The organism is Pseudomonas sp. NFIX49 (assembly GCF_900115915.1).
GTDB lineage: Bacteria > Pseudomonadota > Gammaproteobacteria > Pseudomonadales > Pseudomonadaceae > Aquipseudomonas > Aquipseudomonas pharyngis.
Window position 1 is genome coordinate 691110 of the sequence record NZ_FOYE01000001.1, and the last position, 15891, is coordinate 707000.

Annotated in this window: 19 protein-coding genes; 15 read left to right on the forward strand and 4 right to left on the reverse strand. The window is 60.6% G+C overall.

Features of this window, described 5'->3' with window-relative positions; genetic code table 11:
• Nucleotides 1-9 precede the first annotated feature (9 nt).
• From araH to BMZ46_RS03205, 5 genes are all read left to right on the forward strand, one after another.
• Nucleotides 10-978 carry an L-arabinose ABC transporter permease AraH gene (araH, locus tag BMZ46_RS03185; protein WP_011335422.1) on the forward strand — a complete coding sequence of 323 codons (969 nt, stop codon included), beginning with the start codon at nt 10-12 and terminating at the stop codon, nt 976-978.
• 284 nt (nt 979-1262) lie between these two features.
• A complete protein-coding gene (locus BMZ46_RS03190) occupies nt 1263-1976 on the forward strand; it encodes a GntR family transcriptional regulator (RefSeq protein WP_074688095.1) in 714 nt (237 codons plus the stop codon).
• The gene (locus BMZ46_RS03195) at nt 1973-2971 is read left to right on the forward strand and encodes an ADP-ribosylglycohydrolase family protein (protein ID WP_074688093.1); all 999 of its coding nucleotides are present in this window, start codon (nt 1973-1975) and stop codon (nt 2969-2971) included. The genes BMZ46_RS03190 and BMZ46_RS03195 overlap by 4 nt, the downstream gene beginning before the upstream one ends.
• 133 nt (nt 2972-3104) lie before the next feature.
• The gene (locus BMZ46_RS03200; protein WP_074688091.1) at nt 3105-4571 is read left to right on the forward strand and encodes a purine-cytosine permease family protein; all 1467 of its coding nucleotides are present in this window, start codon (nt 3105-3107) and stop codon (nt 4569-4571) included.
• A complete protein-coding gene (locus BMZ46_RS03205) occupies nt 4564-5493 on the forward strand; it encodes a PfkB family carbohydrate kinase (protein ID WP_074688514.1) in 930 nt (309 codons plus the stop codon). Before BMZ46_RS03200 ends, BMZ46_RS03205 begins: the two co-directional genes overlap by 8 nt.
• 60 nt (nt 5494-5553) lie before the next feature.
• Here BMZ46_RS03205 and BMZ46_RS03210 read toward each other — a convergent pair whose 3' ends face one another.
• The 4 genes from BMZ46_RS03210 to BMZ46_RS03225 all read right to left on the reverse strand — a co-directional run bounded on the left by BMZ46_RS03210 (nt 5554) and on the right by BMZ46_RS03225 (nt 7421).
• A complete protein-coding gene (locus tag BMZ46_RS03210) occupies nt 5554-5934 on the reverse strand; it encodes a Rho termination factor N-terminal domain-containing protein (protein ID WP_074688089.1) in 381 nt (126 codons plus the stop codon).
• Nucleotides 5935-6024: 90 nt separating this feature from the next.
• Nucleotides 6025-6279 (reverse strand): hypothetical protein, encoded by a 255-nt coding sequence (locus tag BMZ46_RS03215; protein ID WP_011335416.1) that lies wholly within the window; start codon nt 6277-6279, stop codon nt 6025-6027.
• A 52-nt stretch (nt 6280-6331) separates the two neighbouring features.
• On the reverse strand, nt 6332-6676 hold the full coding sequence (locus tag BMZ46_RS03220; RefSeq protein WP_039770633.1) for a hypothetical protein: 345 nt from the start codon (nt 6674-6676) through the stop codon (nt 6332-6334).
• An 82-nt stretch (nt 6677-6758) separates the two neighbouring features.
• Nucleotides 6759-7421 carry an HD domain-containing protein gene (locus tag BMZ46_RS03225; RefSeq protein ID WP_092163853.1) on the reverse strand — a complete coding sequence of 221 codons (663 nt, stop codon included), beginning with the start codon at nt 7419-7421 and terminating at the stop codon, nt 6759-6761.
• Between the two features lie 117 nt (nt 7422-7538).
• On the opposite strand from BMZ46_RS03225, the gene BMZ46_RS03230 reads away from it, so the two are divergent.
• The 10 genes from BMZ46_RS03230 (at nt 7539) to BMZ46_RS03270 (ending at nt 15890) form a co-directional block, all read left to right on the forward strand.
• Nucleotides 7539-8018, forward strand: coding sequence for a GNAT family N-acetyltransferase (locus tag BMZ46_RS03230; protein ID WP_041475599.1), 480 nt, complete (start codon nt 7539-7541; stop codon nt 8016-8018).
• A gap of 159 nt (nt 8019-8177) precedes the next feature.
• Nucleotides 8178-8840, forward strand: coding sequence for a hypothetical protein (locus BMZ46_RS03235; protein ID WP_074688085.1), 663 nt, complete (start codon nt 8178-8180; stop codon nt 8838-8840).
• Nucleotides 8837-9331 (forward strand): PAAR domain-containing protein, encoded by a 495-nt coding sequence (locus BMZ46_RS03240; protein WP_074688083.1) that lies wholly within the window; start codon nt 8837-8839, stop codon nt 9329-9331. The genes BMZ46_RS03235 and BMZ46_RS03240 overlap by 4 nt, the downstream gene beginning before the upstream one ends.
• A gap of 6 nt (nt 9332-9337) precedes the next feature.
• On the forward strand, nt 9338-10078 hold the full coding sequence (locus BMZ46_RS03245) for an alpha/beta hydrolase family protein (RefSeq protein ID WP_074688081.1): 741 nt from the start codon (nt 9338-9340) through the stop codon (nt 10076-10078).
• On the forward strand, nt 10071-10565 hold the full coding sequence (locus tag BMZ46_RS28965; RefSeq protein WP_074688079.1) for a hypothetical protein: 495 nt from the start codon (nt 10071-10073) through the stop codon (nt 10563-10565). Before BMZ46_RS03245 ends, BMZ46_RS28965 begins: the two co-directional genes overlap by 8 nt.
• Before the next feature lie 148 nt (nt 10566-10713).
• Nucleotides 10714-11703: a 2-dehydro-3-deoxygalactonokinase gene (locus BMZ46_RS03250; RefSeq protein ID WP_074688077.1), complete on the forward strand. Its 990-nt coding sequence runs from the start codon at nt 10714-10716 to the stop codon at nt 11701-11703.
• A 19-nt stretch (nt 11704-11722) separates the two neighbouring features.
• Entirely contained in the window at nt 11723-12343 is a 621-nt protein-coding gene (locus tag BMZ46_RS03255) for a 2-dehydro-3-deoxy-6-phosphogalactonate aldolase (protein WP_039770628.1), read from the forward strand.
• Nucleotides 12344-12391: 48 nt separating this feature from the next.
• On the forward strand, nt 12392-13540 hold the full coding sequence (dgoD, locus tag BMZ46_RS03260) for a galactonate dehydratase (protein ID WP_007950849.1): 1149 nt from the start codon (nt 12392-12394) through the stop codon (nt 13538-13540).
• A gap of 175 nt (nt 13541-13715) precedes the next feature.
• A complete protein-coding gene (locus BMZ46_RS03265) occupies nt 13716-15026 on the forward strand; it encodes an MFS transporter (protein WP_074688076.1) in 1311 nt (436 codons plus the stop codon).
• Between the two features lie 60 nt (nt 15027-15086).
• Nucleotides 15087-15890 carry an IclR family transcriptional regulator gene (locus BMZ46_RS03270; RefSeq protein WP_039770626.1) on the forward strand — a complete coding sequence of 268 codons (804 nt, stop codon included), beginning with the start codon at nt 15087-15089 and terminating at the stop codon, nt 15888-15890.
• Nucleotide 15891: the final 1 nt, after the last annotated feature.

The window sequence follows — 15891 nt, forward strand, 5'->3', positions numbered from 1 at the left end:
GTGACTATGATGACAACCCAAAACGAAACCCTGCCGACCGAGCGCAAACCTCTGGATATGCGGCGCTTCCTCGATGACTGGGTGATGCTGCTGGCGGCGGTGGGCATTTTTGTCGCCTGCACCCTGCTGATCGACAACTTCCTTTCGCCGCTGAACATGCGTGGCCTGGGTCTGGCGATCTCCACTACCGGGATCGCCGCGTGCACCATGTTGTATTGCCTGGCGTCGGGGCATTTCGACTTGTCGGTGGGTTCGGTGATTGCCTGCGCCGGGGTGGTTGCGGCGGTGGTCATGCGCGACACCAACAGCGTGTTTCTCGGTGTCAGCGCGGCGCTGGTGATGGGCCTGATCGTCGGCTTAATCAACGGCATCGTGATCGCCAAGTTGCGGGTCAACGCGTTGATCACGACGCTGGCGACCATGCAGATCGTCCGTGGCCTGGCTTACATCTTTGCCAACGGCAAAGCGGTGGGCGTCTCGCAGGAGTCGTTTTTCGTCTTTGGTAATGGTCAGTTGTTCGGCGTACCGGTGCCGATCCTGATCACCATCGTCTGCTTCCTGTTTTTCGGCTGGCTGCTGAATTACACGACCTACGGGCGCAACACCATGGCAATCGGCGGCAACCAGGAAGCAGCGTTGCTGGCGGGGGTGAATGTTGATCGAACCAAGATCATCATCTTCGCGGTGCATGGGGTGATTGGTGCACTGGCAGGGGTGATTCTGGCATCGCGGATGACTTCGGGTCAGCCGATGATTGGCCAAGGTTTTGAGCTGACGGTGATTTCGGCCTGCGTGCTGGGCGGGGTGTCGCTGAGTGGTGGGATCGGGATGATCCGGCATGTGATTGCCGGGGTTTTGATTCTGGCGATTATCGAGAATGCGATGAATCTGAAGAATATCGACACGTTTTATCAGTATGTGATTCGTGGGTCGATTTTGTTGTTGGCTGTTGTCATTGACCGTCTGAAACAGCGCTGAGATCAAAGGCTCCCTCACCCCCCCGCCCTCTCTCGGAGGGAGAGGGAGCTGACCGAGGTGTCTTGCGCTCTACATTGACCTGAAGAATTCAGTCGATTATGGATTCAGCGAGCGGGCTCAGGTCGGCGTATCTCCCAAATATCCCCCATTCAGTTCCCTCTCCCTCCGGGAGAGGGCTAGGCGGGCGGCGTTCCGATGAGGGCGCTCTTGATCTTCCCGCCTTCCGTCACCCCACCCAAAATTTCCCTTGCCCGTCTCAACCCGTTTCGGTTATCACTTTGTACATGATTAGACAGGTACGATTTGACAAGAAACAACGGGTGGTCGACGAGCTCGTCCGACGCATCGAAAGCGGCCTCATGGAGGACGGCTTTCTGTTGCCCGGCGAGCATCAGTTGGCTCAGGAATTCAACGTCAGCCGTGGCACGTTGCGCGAAGCGCTGGCCGAACTGAAACGGCGCAAATACATCGCTACGCAAAGCGGAGTCGGTTCCATCGTCACGTTTGACGGGGTAGTGCTCGACCAGCGCAGCGGCTGGGCCCAGGCCCTGGCTGACAGCGGGGCGATGATCAATACCGACGTGCTGCGTCTGGAGGCCGTGACCCGTGCGGATCTGCTTGCACGTTTCGGCTCCGATCAATTCATTCTTCTCGAACGTCGCCGCCGTTCCAACGATGGCACGGCGGTGTCCCTTGAACGCTCTCTGATGCCCGCCAGCGGAGGCCTGGAAAGCCTGCCGCGGGTCGGCCTGATCGACAACTCCCTGACCATCACCCTGGCCGCCTACGGTTACATCGGCGAGCGCGGCGATCAGTGGATCGGTGCCGAACCGCTCAAAGCCTTGGACGCCGAACTGCTCGGCCGTCCGGAGGGCACGGTGTTCCTCAAGGCATTGCGCACCACCTACGACCGGCAAAACCGTTTCATGGAACAGGTCGAAAGCCTGCTCGACCCGGTGCATTTCCGTCTGCACCTGCAATTTGGAGAATCGAAATGACCGCCCTCGACCGTGCCTTGGGCGCGTTTTATGGCCTGGCCCTGGGCGACGCGCTGGGCATGCCGACCCAATCCCTGAATCGCGAAACCATCAAGCAGCGCTTCGGCCAGATCACCGATCTGCAAGACGCCGGCCCCTTGCAGCCGATTGCCGCGAACATGCCCAAGGGCTCGATCACCGATGACACCGAACAGGCGATTCTGGTCGGCGAGTTATTGGTCGCAGGCAAGGGCCGGATCGAACCGGCGGTGCTCGCGCAACGGCTGATCGAATGGGAAGCCGAGATGCAGGCCAAGGGTTCGCAGGACTTGCTCGGCCCGTCGACCAAGCGTGCGATTGAAATGATTCTCGCCGGCCACTCGCCGGAAGAGGCCGGGCGCTACGGCACCACCAACGGCGCCGCGATGCGCATCACCCCGGTGGGCATCGCGGCGGATGTCGCCGACCCCGGGCGCTTCATTGCGGCGGTGGTGCAGGCCTGTCAGGTCACTCACAACACCACGCTGGGGATTTCCAGCGCGGCGGCGGTGGCGGCGGTGGTCTCGGCCGGCATCAACGGTCTGGATCTGGGTGAGGCGCTGAACCTCGGCCAGCAAATCGCCCAGCAAGCGGAGTCTCACGGGCACTGGGTGGCCGGCGGGCGCATCGCCTCGCGGATCAGTTGGGCGCGCAGCATCAGTGTCGAGAGCGACCCGGTGTTGCTCGCGGATCTGCTGTACGACGTGATCGGCACCTCGGTGGCCTCGCAGGAGTCGGTAGTGGTGTCATTCGCCCTCGCGCAGCAAGTCGCGGTCGGTGAAATGACGCCGTTCGATGCGCTATGCATGGCCGCGAGCCTGGGTGGCGACACCGACACCATCGCCGCGATTCTCGGTGCCATGCTCGGGGCCTGCCTGGGCCTGCAGAGCTGGCCGGCGCCGATGATCGAGACGGTGAAGGCCGTCAATGGTCTGGAGCTGGAACCGTTGGTGACAGGGCTGTTGGCCTTGCGCTGATTGGACTGACGCCATCGCAAACCCTGAATATTCACCCGCAATGGATCGCGCAGACAGGCCCAGGAAGGGCGGGATGTCTTTTCGTTCTGCGTCATTGCCACAATCACAATAAAGGCAAACAGGAGCATTTCTCATGAGTTCATCGACCGCCGGACAAAGCGCCGGGCAACTGGAAACCCGGGGCATCGAACCGGTGCCGGAAGGTGAGTGCAACGGCCATCCGCTGCAACTGTTCTGGGTCTGGTTTGCTGCCAACATTTCCATCCTCGGCCTGCCGCTGGGCGCCACGCTGGTTGCGTTTCGCGGCCTGGCGATCTGGCAGGCAATCATCGTCGCCATTCTCGGCGCTGCCGGTTCGTTCGCGGTGGTGGGGATCATCTCGATTGCTGGCCGTCGCGGTCGTGCGCCGAGTCTGACTTTGTCGCGGGCAATCTTCGGTGTACGCGGCAATATCGGCCCGACGCTGGTGTCGCTGATGTCGCGCCTGGGCTGGGAAACCGTCAACACCACCACGGCGGCGTTTGTGCTGCTGTCGTTGTGCTCGATCCTGTTCGGCTCGCCGGTGGAAGCCAAAAGCGCGCCGGTGCTGACCCTGATCTTCATCGCGATTTTCGTGCTGCTGACCTTGTCGGTATCCGGCCTCGGCCACGCCACGTTGCTGGTGATCCAGAAGTGGGCCACCTACGTGTTCGGCGCGCTGAACATTCTGGTCGGCGGCTTCCTCTGCGCGACCATCGACTGGAGCGCGGTGTTCAACGCCACGCCGGCGCCGATCAGCGCGATGATCATCGGCATCGGCACCATGGCCGCCGGCACCGGGATCGGCTGGGCGAATGCCGGCGCCGACATGTCGCGCTATCAGCATCGCAGCGTCAAAGCCGTGCGCCTGGTGGCTTCGGCGGCGTTCGGCGCGGGAATTCCGCTGGTGCTGCTGATCACCCTCGGCGGCCTGCTCTCGGTGGGCAACAACGACCTGGCATCGGCGACTGATCCGATCGTGGCGATCCGCGACATGCTGCCGACCTGGATGGCCGTGCCGTACCTGATCACTGCATTCGGTGGCCTGCTGCTGTCGAACAACCTGTCGGTGTACTCCGCCGGTCTGACCACGCTGACCCTCGGCCTGAAGGTCAAGCGCGTATACGCGGTGGTGGTCGACATCGTGGCGATCTTCGCCGGTTCGATCTACTTCATGCTGATCGCCGACAGTTTCTACGGCCCGTTCATTACCTTCATTTCCCTGCTGGCAGTGCCGATCACTGCGTGGGTCGGGATCTTCGTGGTCGACCTGATTCACCGTCACTACTACAGCCCGAAAGACCTGCTCGACGTCAGCCCGAGCAGCGCCTACTGGTACAGCGGCGGCATCGAGTGGCGCGCATTCGGCGCGTGGGCGATCGCCATCGTGCTGGGCTTCAGTTTCACCACCATCGGCACCACGGCTGAAAATGTCTGGTTCAAGGGTTTCCTGTCCGACTCCTGGCTGGGCCACAACGGCCTCGGTTGGATCGTGACGTTCGTGGTCGCCGGCGGCATTTACTTTGTACTCGGCGGGGCAAGAGATCGCCGCGCTGCGCAATCCGAGAATGCTCATGCCTAAGATGTTGCACACCGGCCAGGTCATCATCGACCTGGTCATGGCCGTGGATGCGCTGCCGCAGATCGGCGGCGACGTGCTGGCGCAGTCCGCCAGTTTCGAAGCCGGCGGCGGCTTCAATGTGATGGCTGCCGCCGCGCGCAACGGCTTGCCGGTGGTCTATCTGGGTCGCCACGGCAATGGTCGTTTCGGTGATCTGGCGCGGCAGGCGATGAATGCCGAAGGCATCCGTATCGGCATCGAACAGCCTGCAGAACGCGACACCGGCATCTGCGTGGCGCTGACCGATGCGTCGGCCGAGCGCAGTTTCATTTCCTACATCGGCGCCGAAGGTGAAGTCACGGCGGCGGAACTGAACAGCGTTGCCGCCGAGGCGGGGGACTACGTCTACGTCAGCGGCTACAGCCTGCTGCACAGCGGCAAGGCCCAGGCGTTGCTGGACTGGACGCTGGCGCTGCCGAAGACGATCAATGTGGTGTTCGATCCGGGCCCGCTGGTGGAATCGCCGGACTCACCGATGATGCAGGCGTTGCTGCCGCGCATCGATGTGTGGACCAGCAACAGCGTCGAGGCGCTGCGTTTCACGGGCGCGGCTGACATCGAAACCGCGTTGGACCGCTTGGCCGTGCACCTGCCACAGAAAGTGCTGATGGTCGTGCGCGACGGCCCGCAGGGGTGCTGGATTCATCAGCGCGGCGAGCGTCAGCATGTGCCGGGTTTCAAGGTGCAGGCAGTTGACAGCAACGGCGCGGGCGATGCGCATGCCGGCGTATTCGTCGCCGGGCTGGCGCAAGGACTGGCCGCTCACGAAGCCGCAAGGCGCGCCAACGCTGCGGCTGCGTTAGCGGTCACTCGCTGGGGCCCGGCGACCGCTCCTGGCACGGCCGAGGTTGATGTGCTGATCAGCAAAAAATGCACTGACTGATCGATCGCAATCGCTGGCTTGCCAGCGATAAGGCCTTCATCCGTTACATCCAGTCTGGACCTAGCCGGCTCTGCGCAACGCCGCAATCAACTCATCTTTACGCATCGACGAACGCCCGGGGATTTTCCGCTCCCGGGCCTCCTTGCGCAGGCTGTCGACCGTCTGCACTTCGCGTGAAGCCTTGCTGTCGCGCGAATGTCCCTCACGACTCACCGCCGCGCGCCGCGCTGATTCCTTGCGATCCTCGGCCTTGGCGCTGGCCGGTTTCCGACGCCCGGAACCTCCGGCCTTCTCGCCGCCGCCGGACTGTTTGTTCACTGTCGCCCAAGCGCGGGCCTCGGCTTCGTCCTTGGACATCCCTTTGTTCTGATAGCTGTCTTCGATGTGTTCGGCTTTGCGCTTCTGTTCTTCAGTGTATTTGGCTTTGCTTCCACGAGGCATGGCGAGTCTCCTGGTGGCTGGATGAATCTCTGCATGAGGTCTGGCGCAGGCGGCGCATTCAACCACTGCCTGCGCCAGTGACCGCAAGCGTCAGGTATCGAGTTTACGCGCCGCTTCCACACCCGCAGCGCTGAGCTTGATCGGCAGATTCAGCGAATGCTCTCCCGCTTCATTGCAAGTGATGTGTCCGTGGTGAATCAGTCCACGCTCCTGCAGGGCGGCGAGGGCACTGGCCACGACTTTCTCGCCGCGATAATTGTCCAGAACCTCTTTGCCGAGGCCGCTCGGGTGGGCATGCAACAGGCGGGTGAGGACTTCTTTTTCCAGGTTTTTATCGACGTTCATGGTTACCTCTTCAGGGAAGTGGATCAGACACGTTGCGTGGATGAAGCACGGATCACTGTCCTGCGCCTTCAGAGCCCGAACCACCCGTGGTGGTTTTCGAGCCGACGCCGGGACCGGCGTTGTCGGGGGCGGCCGGAGCGTCGGGGGTGTTCATGCCGCCCTGGCGACCGGGATCGCTGCCCTGGGTGCGAGGATCGGTTCCCGTCGCGGGTGGCTGATTGATCAGCGGTACACCCGAACCGTCGGTATTCATACCGGGGGCACTGTTGATGGCGGGAGCTCTTGGCTGGGTAACCGGATCGGTCGGCCCGGTACCGGCAGCGGTGGTCGAGGCGGCGAATACCGCCGGGCTGAGGAGGGTAGCGAATACAAGTGCAGTCAACCTTGACGAGATCATAGGGTGTCTCCAGTGATTGAAATCCTTACCTCCTTTTGGTCTGCCCTCGTGAAAGATTGGTGCCTGATGATCGACGAACGGTTCAGAAGGGCTGAGTGCTTTCGAGGCCGATCTCTTCCTTGAATTGCTCCATGAAACCTTTCAAGCGTCGATGACGGAGCTGTGCCAGACGTTGACCGGCAACGGTGTGGAAACCGTCGGCAAGGTGCAGCAGTTTGGTCTGGAAATGGTCGAGGCAGAATCTCTTGTCGTCGTAGTCCCTTTCCCGGGCCTCGGGATCGTGCGGGTCATACAGCGCGCTGCCCATCCGTCCGGCCGTGTAGAAGGTGCGGGCAACGCCGAGCATGCCGAGGGAGTCGAGACGGTCGGCGTCCTGCACCAGTCGCGCTTCGAGGGTAAGCGGGGTGATGTTGGCGGAAAAGCTGTGGGCCTCGATGGCGTGGGTGACGGCGTCGATTTTGGCTTCGGGCCAATGCATGTTCGCCAGCACCTTCGAGGCTTTTTCCGCGGCCAGACGCGATGCCTGTGAGCGCAGCGGCGAGTTCTTTTCCACCGCCACACAATCGTGCAGCAGCACGGCCGCGAGCAGCACTTCAAGGTCGCCGCCTTCGTCGGCCTGCAAGGTGCGCGCGTTGTGCCAGACCCGTTGCAGATGCGACAGATCATGAGCGCCGTCTTCCGACGGTTCCAGTGCGTGGGGCAGCAGTTCGGCGGCGAGTGAGGCCAGTGGTTCGAATGCGTTCATGAAAATCCTTCAGACCAGTCGAAAATCCCTGTGGGAGGGTAGTGCTTGCTTTGCCATGTGACGAGCGTCGCGCGCCGCCTTAGTATGGCGTTTTCCTTTTTCCGACAAGGCCCGTCCATGACGATCGAAATCCGCCCGGCGACCCCCAGCGATGCACCGCAAATCCTCGCGTTCATCACTGAACTTGCAGACTTCGAAAAGGCCCGTCACGAAGTCATCGCCAGCGTCGCCGACATCGAGCGCAGCCTGTTCAGCGAAGGCGCCACGGCCCATGGCCTGATTTGCCTGCGCGACGGCTTGCCAATCGGTTTTGCGGTGTTCTTCTTCAGCTATTCGACCTGGCTGGGCAGCAACTGCCTGTACCTCGAAGACCTCTACATCACCCCGGAACAACGGGGCGGTGGCGCCGGCAAAACCCTGCTGCGCCACCTCGCGAAAATCGCCTGCGCCAACGACTGCGGCCGCTTCGAATGGAGCGTGCTGGACTGGAACACCCCGGCCATCGAATTCTACAAATCCCTCGGCGCCCAGCCGCAGGAAGAGTGGGTGCGTTACCGCATGGATGGCAAGGTGTTGCGCGAGTTTGCCGAGGGCTGAACAAATAGTGGCAATCTGATTGCTGATTCGATTGTCCAAACCGCTCTGGTCCGGCATTCTACGCGCCATTTTTGCGCGCTCACGGACGACACCTGCAATGCCTCTGGCACTCTTTCTCCACGCCCGTGGAGCCTTCGCTGCGTCAACGAGTGACCGGCGATGAGCGGACTACGGGCGTCGATCCGCCTGTATGGCCTGATCAAAAACCTCGGCTCAAGCGACAACCCGAACCGCCAACCGGTGGACATCCTCTGCACCGTCAACCGCTTGGGGGGCACAGCCATCCGTGCGTTTGTCTCGCGCCTCGATGCCGAGCTGATGACACGCAGTGCGGGCTACGAAAACTACCGGGTGATACCGCTGCGCACGTTCGATCCGAACGGATTCATCGATGCCCATCAAGGCTGGCTGACCCTGCACGTATGCTGCGGTTTTGTCGCGCCTGCGGGGCAATCGATTTTCCACCAAGGCGTGCTGTCGCCGATGGGCTGGTATGTCTACTCGGAAACCGGCCGCTGGACAGCCGAGCGCTATCTGGATTTCGGCCCGCAAATGGCCGAGCTGCTGCAAACCACCTACGACCAGCATCGACTGACCGGCTACAACACCTGGCTCAACCAACTCGATGACGCCACAACTGCCGAGTTGAACTGGTTTGCCGACGAAGCCTGGCAACAACTGCAAACCCTCACCCCCCCGAACAGCCGCGAGCATTGTCACGCGCTGTTTGATTCGGTCGACAACCGCTGGCGTTTCGCCGCGACCGACGTCGACCTCTATCAGCCTCATCCGAAACCTCTGAAGCAAGGAGCTTTGAATTGAGTGGTAAACCCGCTGCACGCGTCACCGACCCAACCGCCTGCCCACTGCCGGGCCACGGCAACAACCCGATCGTCTCTGGTTCGCCGGACGTGTTCTTCGACGGACTCCCCGCTGCGCGCATGACCGATAAATCGGCGTGCGGCAGCCCGATTACCGGCGGTGTTTCCGCCACGGTCTTCATCAACGGCCTGAATGCGGCGATGCTCGACAGCACCGGTGGACATGGCAATGTCGTGGTCGGTGGGTCGGGGACGGTGATTATTGGCCAGAGCGGGGGAGGGGCTGCGTTTAGTGGGTTGCTGCCGATGCCGGTGCATTTCAATGATCGGATGCAGGTGATTAACGAAATTACTGGTGAGCCTATGCCAAATCACCCTTACGCGATTCAACGCGCTGATGGGAGCGTGGAGCACGGCGTAACCAATGACGCGGGCTTCACCCATACGGTGAGTTCGCATTTGCCTGAGTCGATCAAGCTGTTCGTGGAGTAGGAATATATGACCGCTGAAAATCCTGCTCTGAAAGGGTGTAAAAGACTGGTCGTGACCCACGATCTGACCTGCAAAACGGACGGAACAGTCAAGCAGGCCACGATCACTCCCAAAAAGATTGTTCTGTTTTTTGTGGGTGGTGCGGGTGATAAAGAAAGTTATTACGGCACAGGCCCCAATAATAACGTTGCTGACGTCATGAAGGTGTTTTTCAGGGATATGGAGGCTGAGGGTATTTGTTCTGATAATTATGACGCCCACCATATTGGTTATAACTATTTTATTAGTGATGATGATCTGAAAAAGAATGTGTTGGAGAAAATTACTGATGTGACCACGCCTGTATATATCATTGGGCATAGCTTGGGCGGATGGAATGGTGCGCACCTGTCAGCTGTATTGACTGATAAGGGGTATCGAATTCCGTGTCTGGTTACACTCGATCCGGTTGGCGAAGGAAAAATCGTGTGGGGGGTTTCTAACATCTACCGTCAAGAGCCGAAGCCGAAGGCGGAATATTGGGTTAACGTCAGAGCCGATGCCAAAGACTGGAATTTTTCCGATCTCGTAGCCGATTTTGGAGAGCAATGGGATATGAAAAATGGGCCCAATATGAACGGTCGAGTGAATGTGAATCACGCCGATGCCTGGGTTATCTACACATCAGCCCTGCAAAGTGGGATATCGGCCAGAGACGCTTTGATGCAGGTTGTTGTTACTCATTTTAAAGGACGGAAATGTGCGTAATATAATTTTATGCATGGCTTTCTTGCTTTGCACTTCCTGTGCGATGAATCATGATAAGCCCATTGCTCATTTACAATACGTTGGTGTTGAACGTTATTTGGATAGGGGCATTTATCAGGTGCGTTTCTCGTCCGATGTTGATGTTGTCAATCTTTTCAAATCAAGAATAAGCCAGACGCTGCTGTGCTCTTTTGAGGGCGATTTTGATTTTTCGGCACCTCACTCTGCGGGTAGATATGGAGAGGGTTTTATCGAGCCTGAAATTTCAAGTGCCGGGCCGGTATTCAGAGCGGATGTTTTATTTTTCGAAAGAAAAAACGATACCAGTGAAAAAATCATTGCGGGTGAGGCATTGAGGTCTTTATTAGTGGGCCGAGAGTCTATTGTCTGTAAGGTCAGAATTAATTCCTACTCCTATAAAATATATTTGTCGGAGGACATGAAGGTTCCAACGGCAGATCTATTAAGAGAGATCGATAAATTTTAAACGGGCTGCGATTGCTGCTCAGCGAGCTGTCCGATTTTTTAGGAATTCGAATCCCAAAATATGGGATGCAAAATTACATATTGAGATTTCCAGCCTGAGAGGTCTATAGTCCAGCTCACTCACTGCCAATAACAAAACAGGTGAAGCGATGCTGGCGCAATTGATCGCGCTCGATTGGGGGACGACCTCACTACGTGCTTACAAACTCGCTGTGGGCGGGCAGGTGCTGGCGCAGCGCTCGCTGTCGTTCGGGATCATGCAGTTGCCGAAGACGCCACGGGTCATCAACGGTCGCGAATGCGCCGAGGGTTTTGAACTGGCGTTCGACGAGGCGTGCGGCGACTGGCTCGACGGGCAACTCGGCTTGCCGGTGATTGCCTGCGGCATGGTTGGCAGCGCCCAGGGCTGGCGCGAAGCGTCCTACCGCGATACGCCGGCCAACGTCGCCGATCTCGGAAAATCCCTGCAAACCGTACGCAGTCTTCGCGGTGTCGATGTGCACATCGTGCCGGGTGTGATTCAGCGCTCGACGCTGCCGAACGTGATGCGCGGCGAGGAAACCCAAGTCCTCGGCGTCCTGCAGAATCTGCCGGTCGAGGCGGGCAATGATCTGCTGATCGGCCTGCCCGGCAGTCATTCGAAATGGGTGGAAGTGGCCGATGGCTGCATCACCCGCTTCGACACCTTCATGACCGGCGAAGTGTTCGCCGTGCTCAGCGAGCACAGCATTCTCGGCCGTACCCAACAGCACAGCGCGACGTTCGACGCCGATGCCTTCGAGCGCGGCGTGCAGGTGGCGTTATCGGCGGAGGGCGAGATCGGCGTGCTGTCGACCCTGTTCAGCGCCCGGAGCCTGGGCCTGACCGGCGAACTCAGCGCCACCGCGCAACCGGACTATCTGTCCGGCCTGCTGATCGGCCACGAGCTGACAGCATTGGCCGCCGTGCAACGACGCCGGCGCAACAGCAAACATCTTCCTTCGATCATCCTCATCGGCAACGCGCAGTTGTGCGCCCGTTACAGCCGGGCCCTCGACGCCTGCGGTTTCGCCCGGGTGACCCTGGCCGAGCAAGCCACCGAGCGTGGTCTGTGGCAACTGGCGCTCGCCGCCGGACTGATCGATTCCTCATCCCGTTAACCCTGACTGGAGGCCTGACATGCTCAAGCAAGCACTGGCGCAAAACGGTCTGATCGCGATCCTGCGCGGCCTGCATCCGCAGGAAGCCGCATCTGTCGGAGAAGTCCTGTACGCGGCCGGATTTCGCGTCATCGAAGTACCGCTCAATTCCCCCGCGCCGTACGAAAGCATTCGTATCCTGCGTAAGACCTTGCCTGCCGATTGCCTGATCGGTGCCGGCACGGTGCTGACCCCGGAACAGGTCGAACGGGTGAAAGAGGCCGGCGGCCAGGTGATCGTCATGCCCCACAGCGATGCCAAGGTGCTGCGGGCCGCGAAAGCGGCGGGGCTGTACCTGTCGCCGGGCGTCGCCACGCCGACCGAAGCCTTTGCGGCGCTGGAGGAGGGGGCGGACATTCTCAAGCTGTTCCCGGCCGAACAGATGGGCCCGGCAGTGGTGAAAGCCTGGCTGGCGGTGTTGCCGGTCGGGACGATTCTGGCCCCGGTCGGCGGCATTACCCCGGAGAACATGCAGGCATTCATCGACGCTGGCGTCAAAGGCTTCGGCCTCGGGTCTGGGCTGTTCAAGCCGGGCATGACGACTGAGCAAGTGGCGGCCAATGCCAAGGCCTACGTGGCGGCCTGGAAAGCCCTTCGCTAAGACTTTTCCGGCGCTGCGTGCGCTGCATCTAACAAGAGAGACAAGCAGATGAAAATCACCAAACTCACCACCTTCATCGTCCCGCCGCGCTGGTGCTTCCTGAAAGTCGAAACCGACGAGGGCGTGACCGGTTGGGGCGAGCCCGTGGTCGAGGGCCGGGCCCACACGGTTGCTGCAGCGGTCGAGGAATTGTCCGACTACCTGATCGGCAAAGACCCACGCAATATCGAAGACATCTGGACCGTGCTGTACCGCGGCGGCTTCTACCGGGGCGGCGCGATCCATATGAGCGCGCTGGCCGGCATCGATCAGGCGCTGTGGGATATCAAGGGCAAGGCGCTGGGCGTGTCGGTCAGCGATCTGCTCGGCGGTCAGGTGCGGGACAAGATCCGTGTGTATTCGTGGATCGGCGGCGACCGTCCGGCGGACACTGCGCGGGCGGCGAAAGAAGCGGTGGGTCGTGGTTTTACAGCGGTGAAAATGAACGGCACCGAGGAGCTGCAGTTTCTCGATACCTTCGAAAAAGTCGATCTGGCGCTGGCCAACGTTGCCGCCGTGCGCGATGCGGTGGGGCCGAACGTCGGCATCGGTGTCGACTTCCATGGCCGGGTGCACAAACCGATGGCCAAGGTCCTGATGAAGGAACTCGACCCGTACAAACTGATGTTCATCGAAGAGCCGGTGCTCAGCGAAAACTATGAAGCGCTGAAAGAACTGGCACCGCTGACCAGCACCCCGATTGCCCTCGGCGAGCGGCTGTTTTCGCGGTGGGACTTTAAACGTGTGTTGAGCGAAGGTTACGTCGACATCATCCAGCCGGATGCGTCCCACGCCGGTGGCATCACCGAGACTCGCAAAATCGCCAACATGGCCGAAGCCTACGACGTGGCGCTGGCACTGCACTGCCCGCTGGGGCCGATTGCACTGGCGGCGTGTCTGCAACTGGACGCCGCTTGTTACAACGCGTTTATCCAGGAGCAGAGCCTGGGCATCCATTACAACGAGAGCAATGACCTGCTCGACTATGTGAAGGATCCACGGGTGTTCGATTACGACAAAGGCTTCGTGAAGATCCCCAACGGCCCGGGCCTGGGGATCGAGATCAACGAGGAATACGTGATCGAACGCGCGGCGGTCGGCCACCGCTGGCGCAACCCGATCTGGCGTCATGCCGATGGCAGTTTTGCCGAGTGGTGAGTCGCTGATTTCCTTCTAAGCGATCGTTCCCACGCTCCGCGTGGGAATGCCTCAATGGACGCTCTGCGTCCGCTCTTGGGACGCAGAGCGTCCCGGGCTGCATTCCCACGCGGAGCGTGGGAACGATCTCGCCAACAACCCTCGACCTCAATAAACATAAGAAGAGGCGCTCCCCATGCCACCGCAAACCCTCACCGGGCAAGCGACGTTAGTCACGCCCAGCCGCAAGCGATTTTTCATCATGGTGTTGCTGTTCATCACCGTGGTCATCAACTACCTCGACCGCAGCAACCTGTCGATTGCCGCCCCTGCACTGACGACGGATCTGGGCATCGATCCGGTGCACGTCGGGCTGATCTTCTCGGCCTTCGGCTGGACTTACGCCGCCATGCAAATCCCCGGCGGCTGGCTGGTGGACCGGGTGCCGCCGCGCATCCTTTATAGCGTCGCACTGTTGCTGTGGTCGCTGGCCACGGTGATGCTCGGTTTCGCCGCCAGTTTCATCGCGCTGTTCGTACTGCGCATGGCGGTCGGTGCGCTGGAAGCGCCGGCGTATCCGATCAACAGCCGCGTGGTGACGACCTGGTTCCCCGAGCGTGAGCGGGCCACGGCCATCGGGTTCTACACCTCCGGGCAGTTTGTCGGGCTGGCGTTCCTGACCCCGGTGCTGGCGTGGCTGCAACATGAATTTGGCTGGCACATGGTATTTGTCGCGACCGGCGCGGTGGGCATCATCTGGGCGGCGATCTGGTACGCGGTGTATCGCGAACCGCGTGATTTCAAAGGCGCCAACGAAGCGGAAATCGACCTGATCCGCGAGGGCGGCGGGTTGGTGGACATCGCCGCCGAAACCGCCAAGGTGAAGGCGAAATTCAGCTGGACCGATCTCGGCATTGTCCTCAGTAAACGCAAGCTGTGGGGGATCTACCTCGGCCAGTTCTGCCTGAACTCGACGCTGTGGTTTTTCCTGACGTGGTTCCCGACCTACCTGGTGAAATACCGCGGCATGGACTTCATCAAGTCCGGCCTGCTGGCGTCACTGCCATTTCTCGCCGCGTTCATCGGCGTGCTGTGCTCCGGGTTCTTTTCCGACTTCCTGATTCGCCGCGGCTGCACCGTCGGCTTCGCGCGCAAGTTGCCGATCATTGGCGGGCTGTTGATTTCCACCTCGATTATCGGTGCCAACTTCGTCGAGTCGACGCCGTTGGTGATTGCCTTCCTGGCGCTGGCGTTTTTCGGCAACGGGCTGGCGTCGATCACCTGGTCGCTGGTTTCGACACTGGCGCCGGCGCGGTTGCTGGGCCTGACCGGCGGGGTGTTCAACTTCATCGGCAACCTGTCGGCGATTGCCACGCCGATTGTCATCGGCTTCCTCGCCAGCGGTGATTCGTTCGCCCCGGCGATCACCTACATCGCGGTTCTGGCATTGATCGGTGCTTTGTCCTACGTGCTGCTGGTAGGCAAGGTCGAGCGCATCAAGTTGTAGTCGGCTATGTCGGGCGACCATAATGCCGCCCGTTCCCTCGCTCAACGCTAAAGGCTGGATATGCAGGAAGACGCCCCAAAAACCGCCAAGGACGCCGCGCCGACCGGCACCCAGACCCTGCTTCGCGGGTTGGGTGTGGTGCAGGCCGTCGCCAGTGGCGCCCGTGATCTCAAAGAGATTGCCCGCCTGATCGGTACCACGCGCAGCACCACCCATCGTCTGGCCAGTTGTCTGGTGGATGAGCGCTACCTGCGCGTCGTGCCGCAAGTCGGTTATCTGCTGGGGCCGAAGTTGATCGAACTGGGTTTTCAGGCGCGTGAAGAATTGCCGCTGGTGACCCTGGCCGGGCCGTATCTGGACGAGTTGTCGGCGCTGACCGGCGACACCGTTCACCTGGGGATTCGCGAAGGCGACGAGGTGCTGTACCTGTTGAAGAATCCGGGGCGCAACGGTCCGGAAATGCGTTCGCGGGTCGGCCATCGCATGCCGTTGGCGCGGACCGGGATCGGCAAAGCCTTGATGCTGGATGACGCGCCGCAGGACTGGCAGCGCCTGTACGACATCAGCCTGCCGGCGGGTGGGAAAAGTCAGTTCTGGCCGCAGCATCCCCAGCAGTCGTGGGAGCAGATGGAGCAGCGGATGACCGAGTACGTGGCCGGCGGCTACGCGTTCGATCTGGAAGACAACGAACCGTCGATCCGCTGCGTGGCGGCGCCGATCCGCGACGCGAGCAAGCGCATCGTCGCAGCGATCAGCATCGCCAGCACCGTGCCGTACATGCCGCTGGAAAAAATGGCCGAGCTGATTCCCCTGATCAAAGGGGTCACGGCCCGGCTCTCGGCAGAACTTGGCTTGAAGGTCTGAG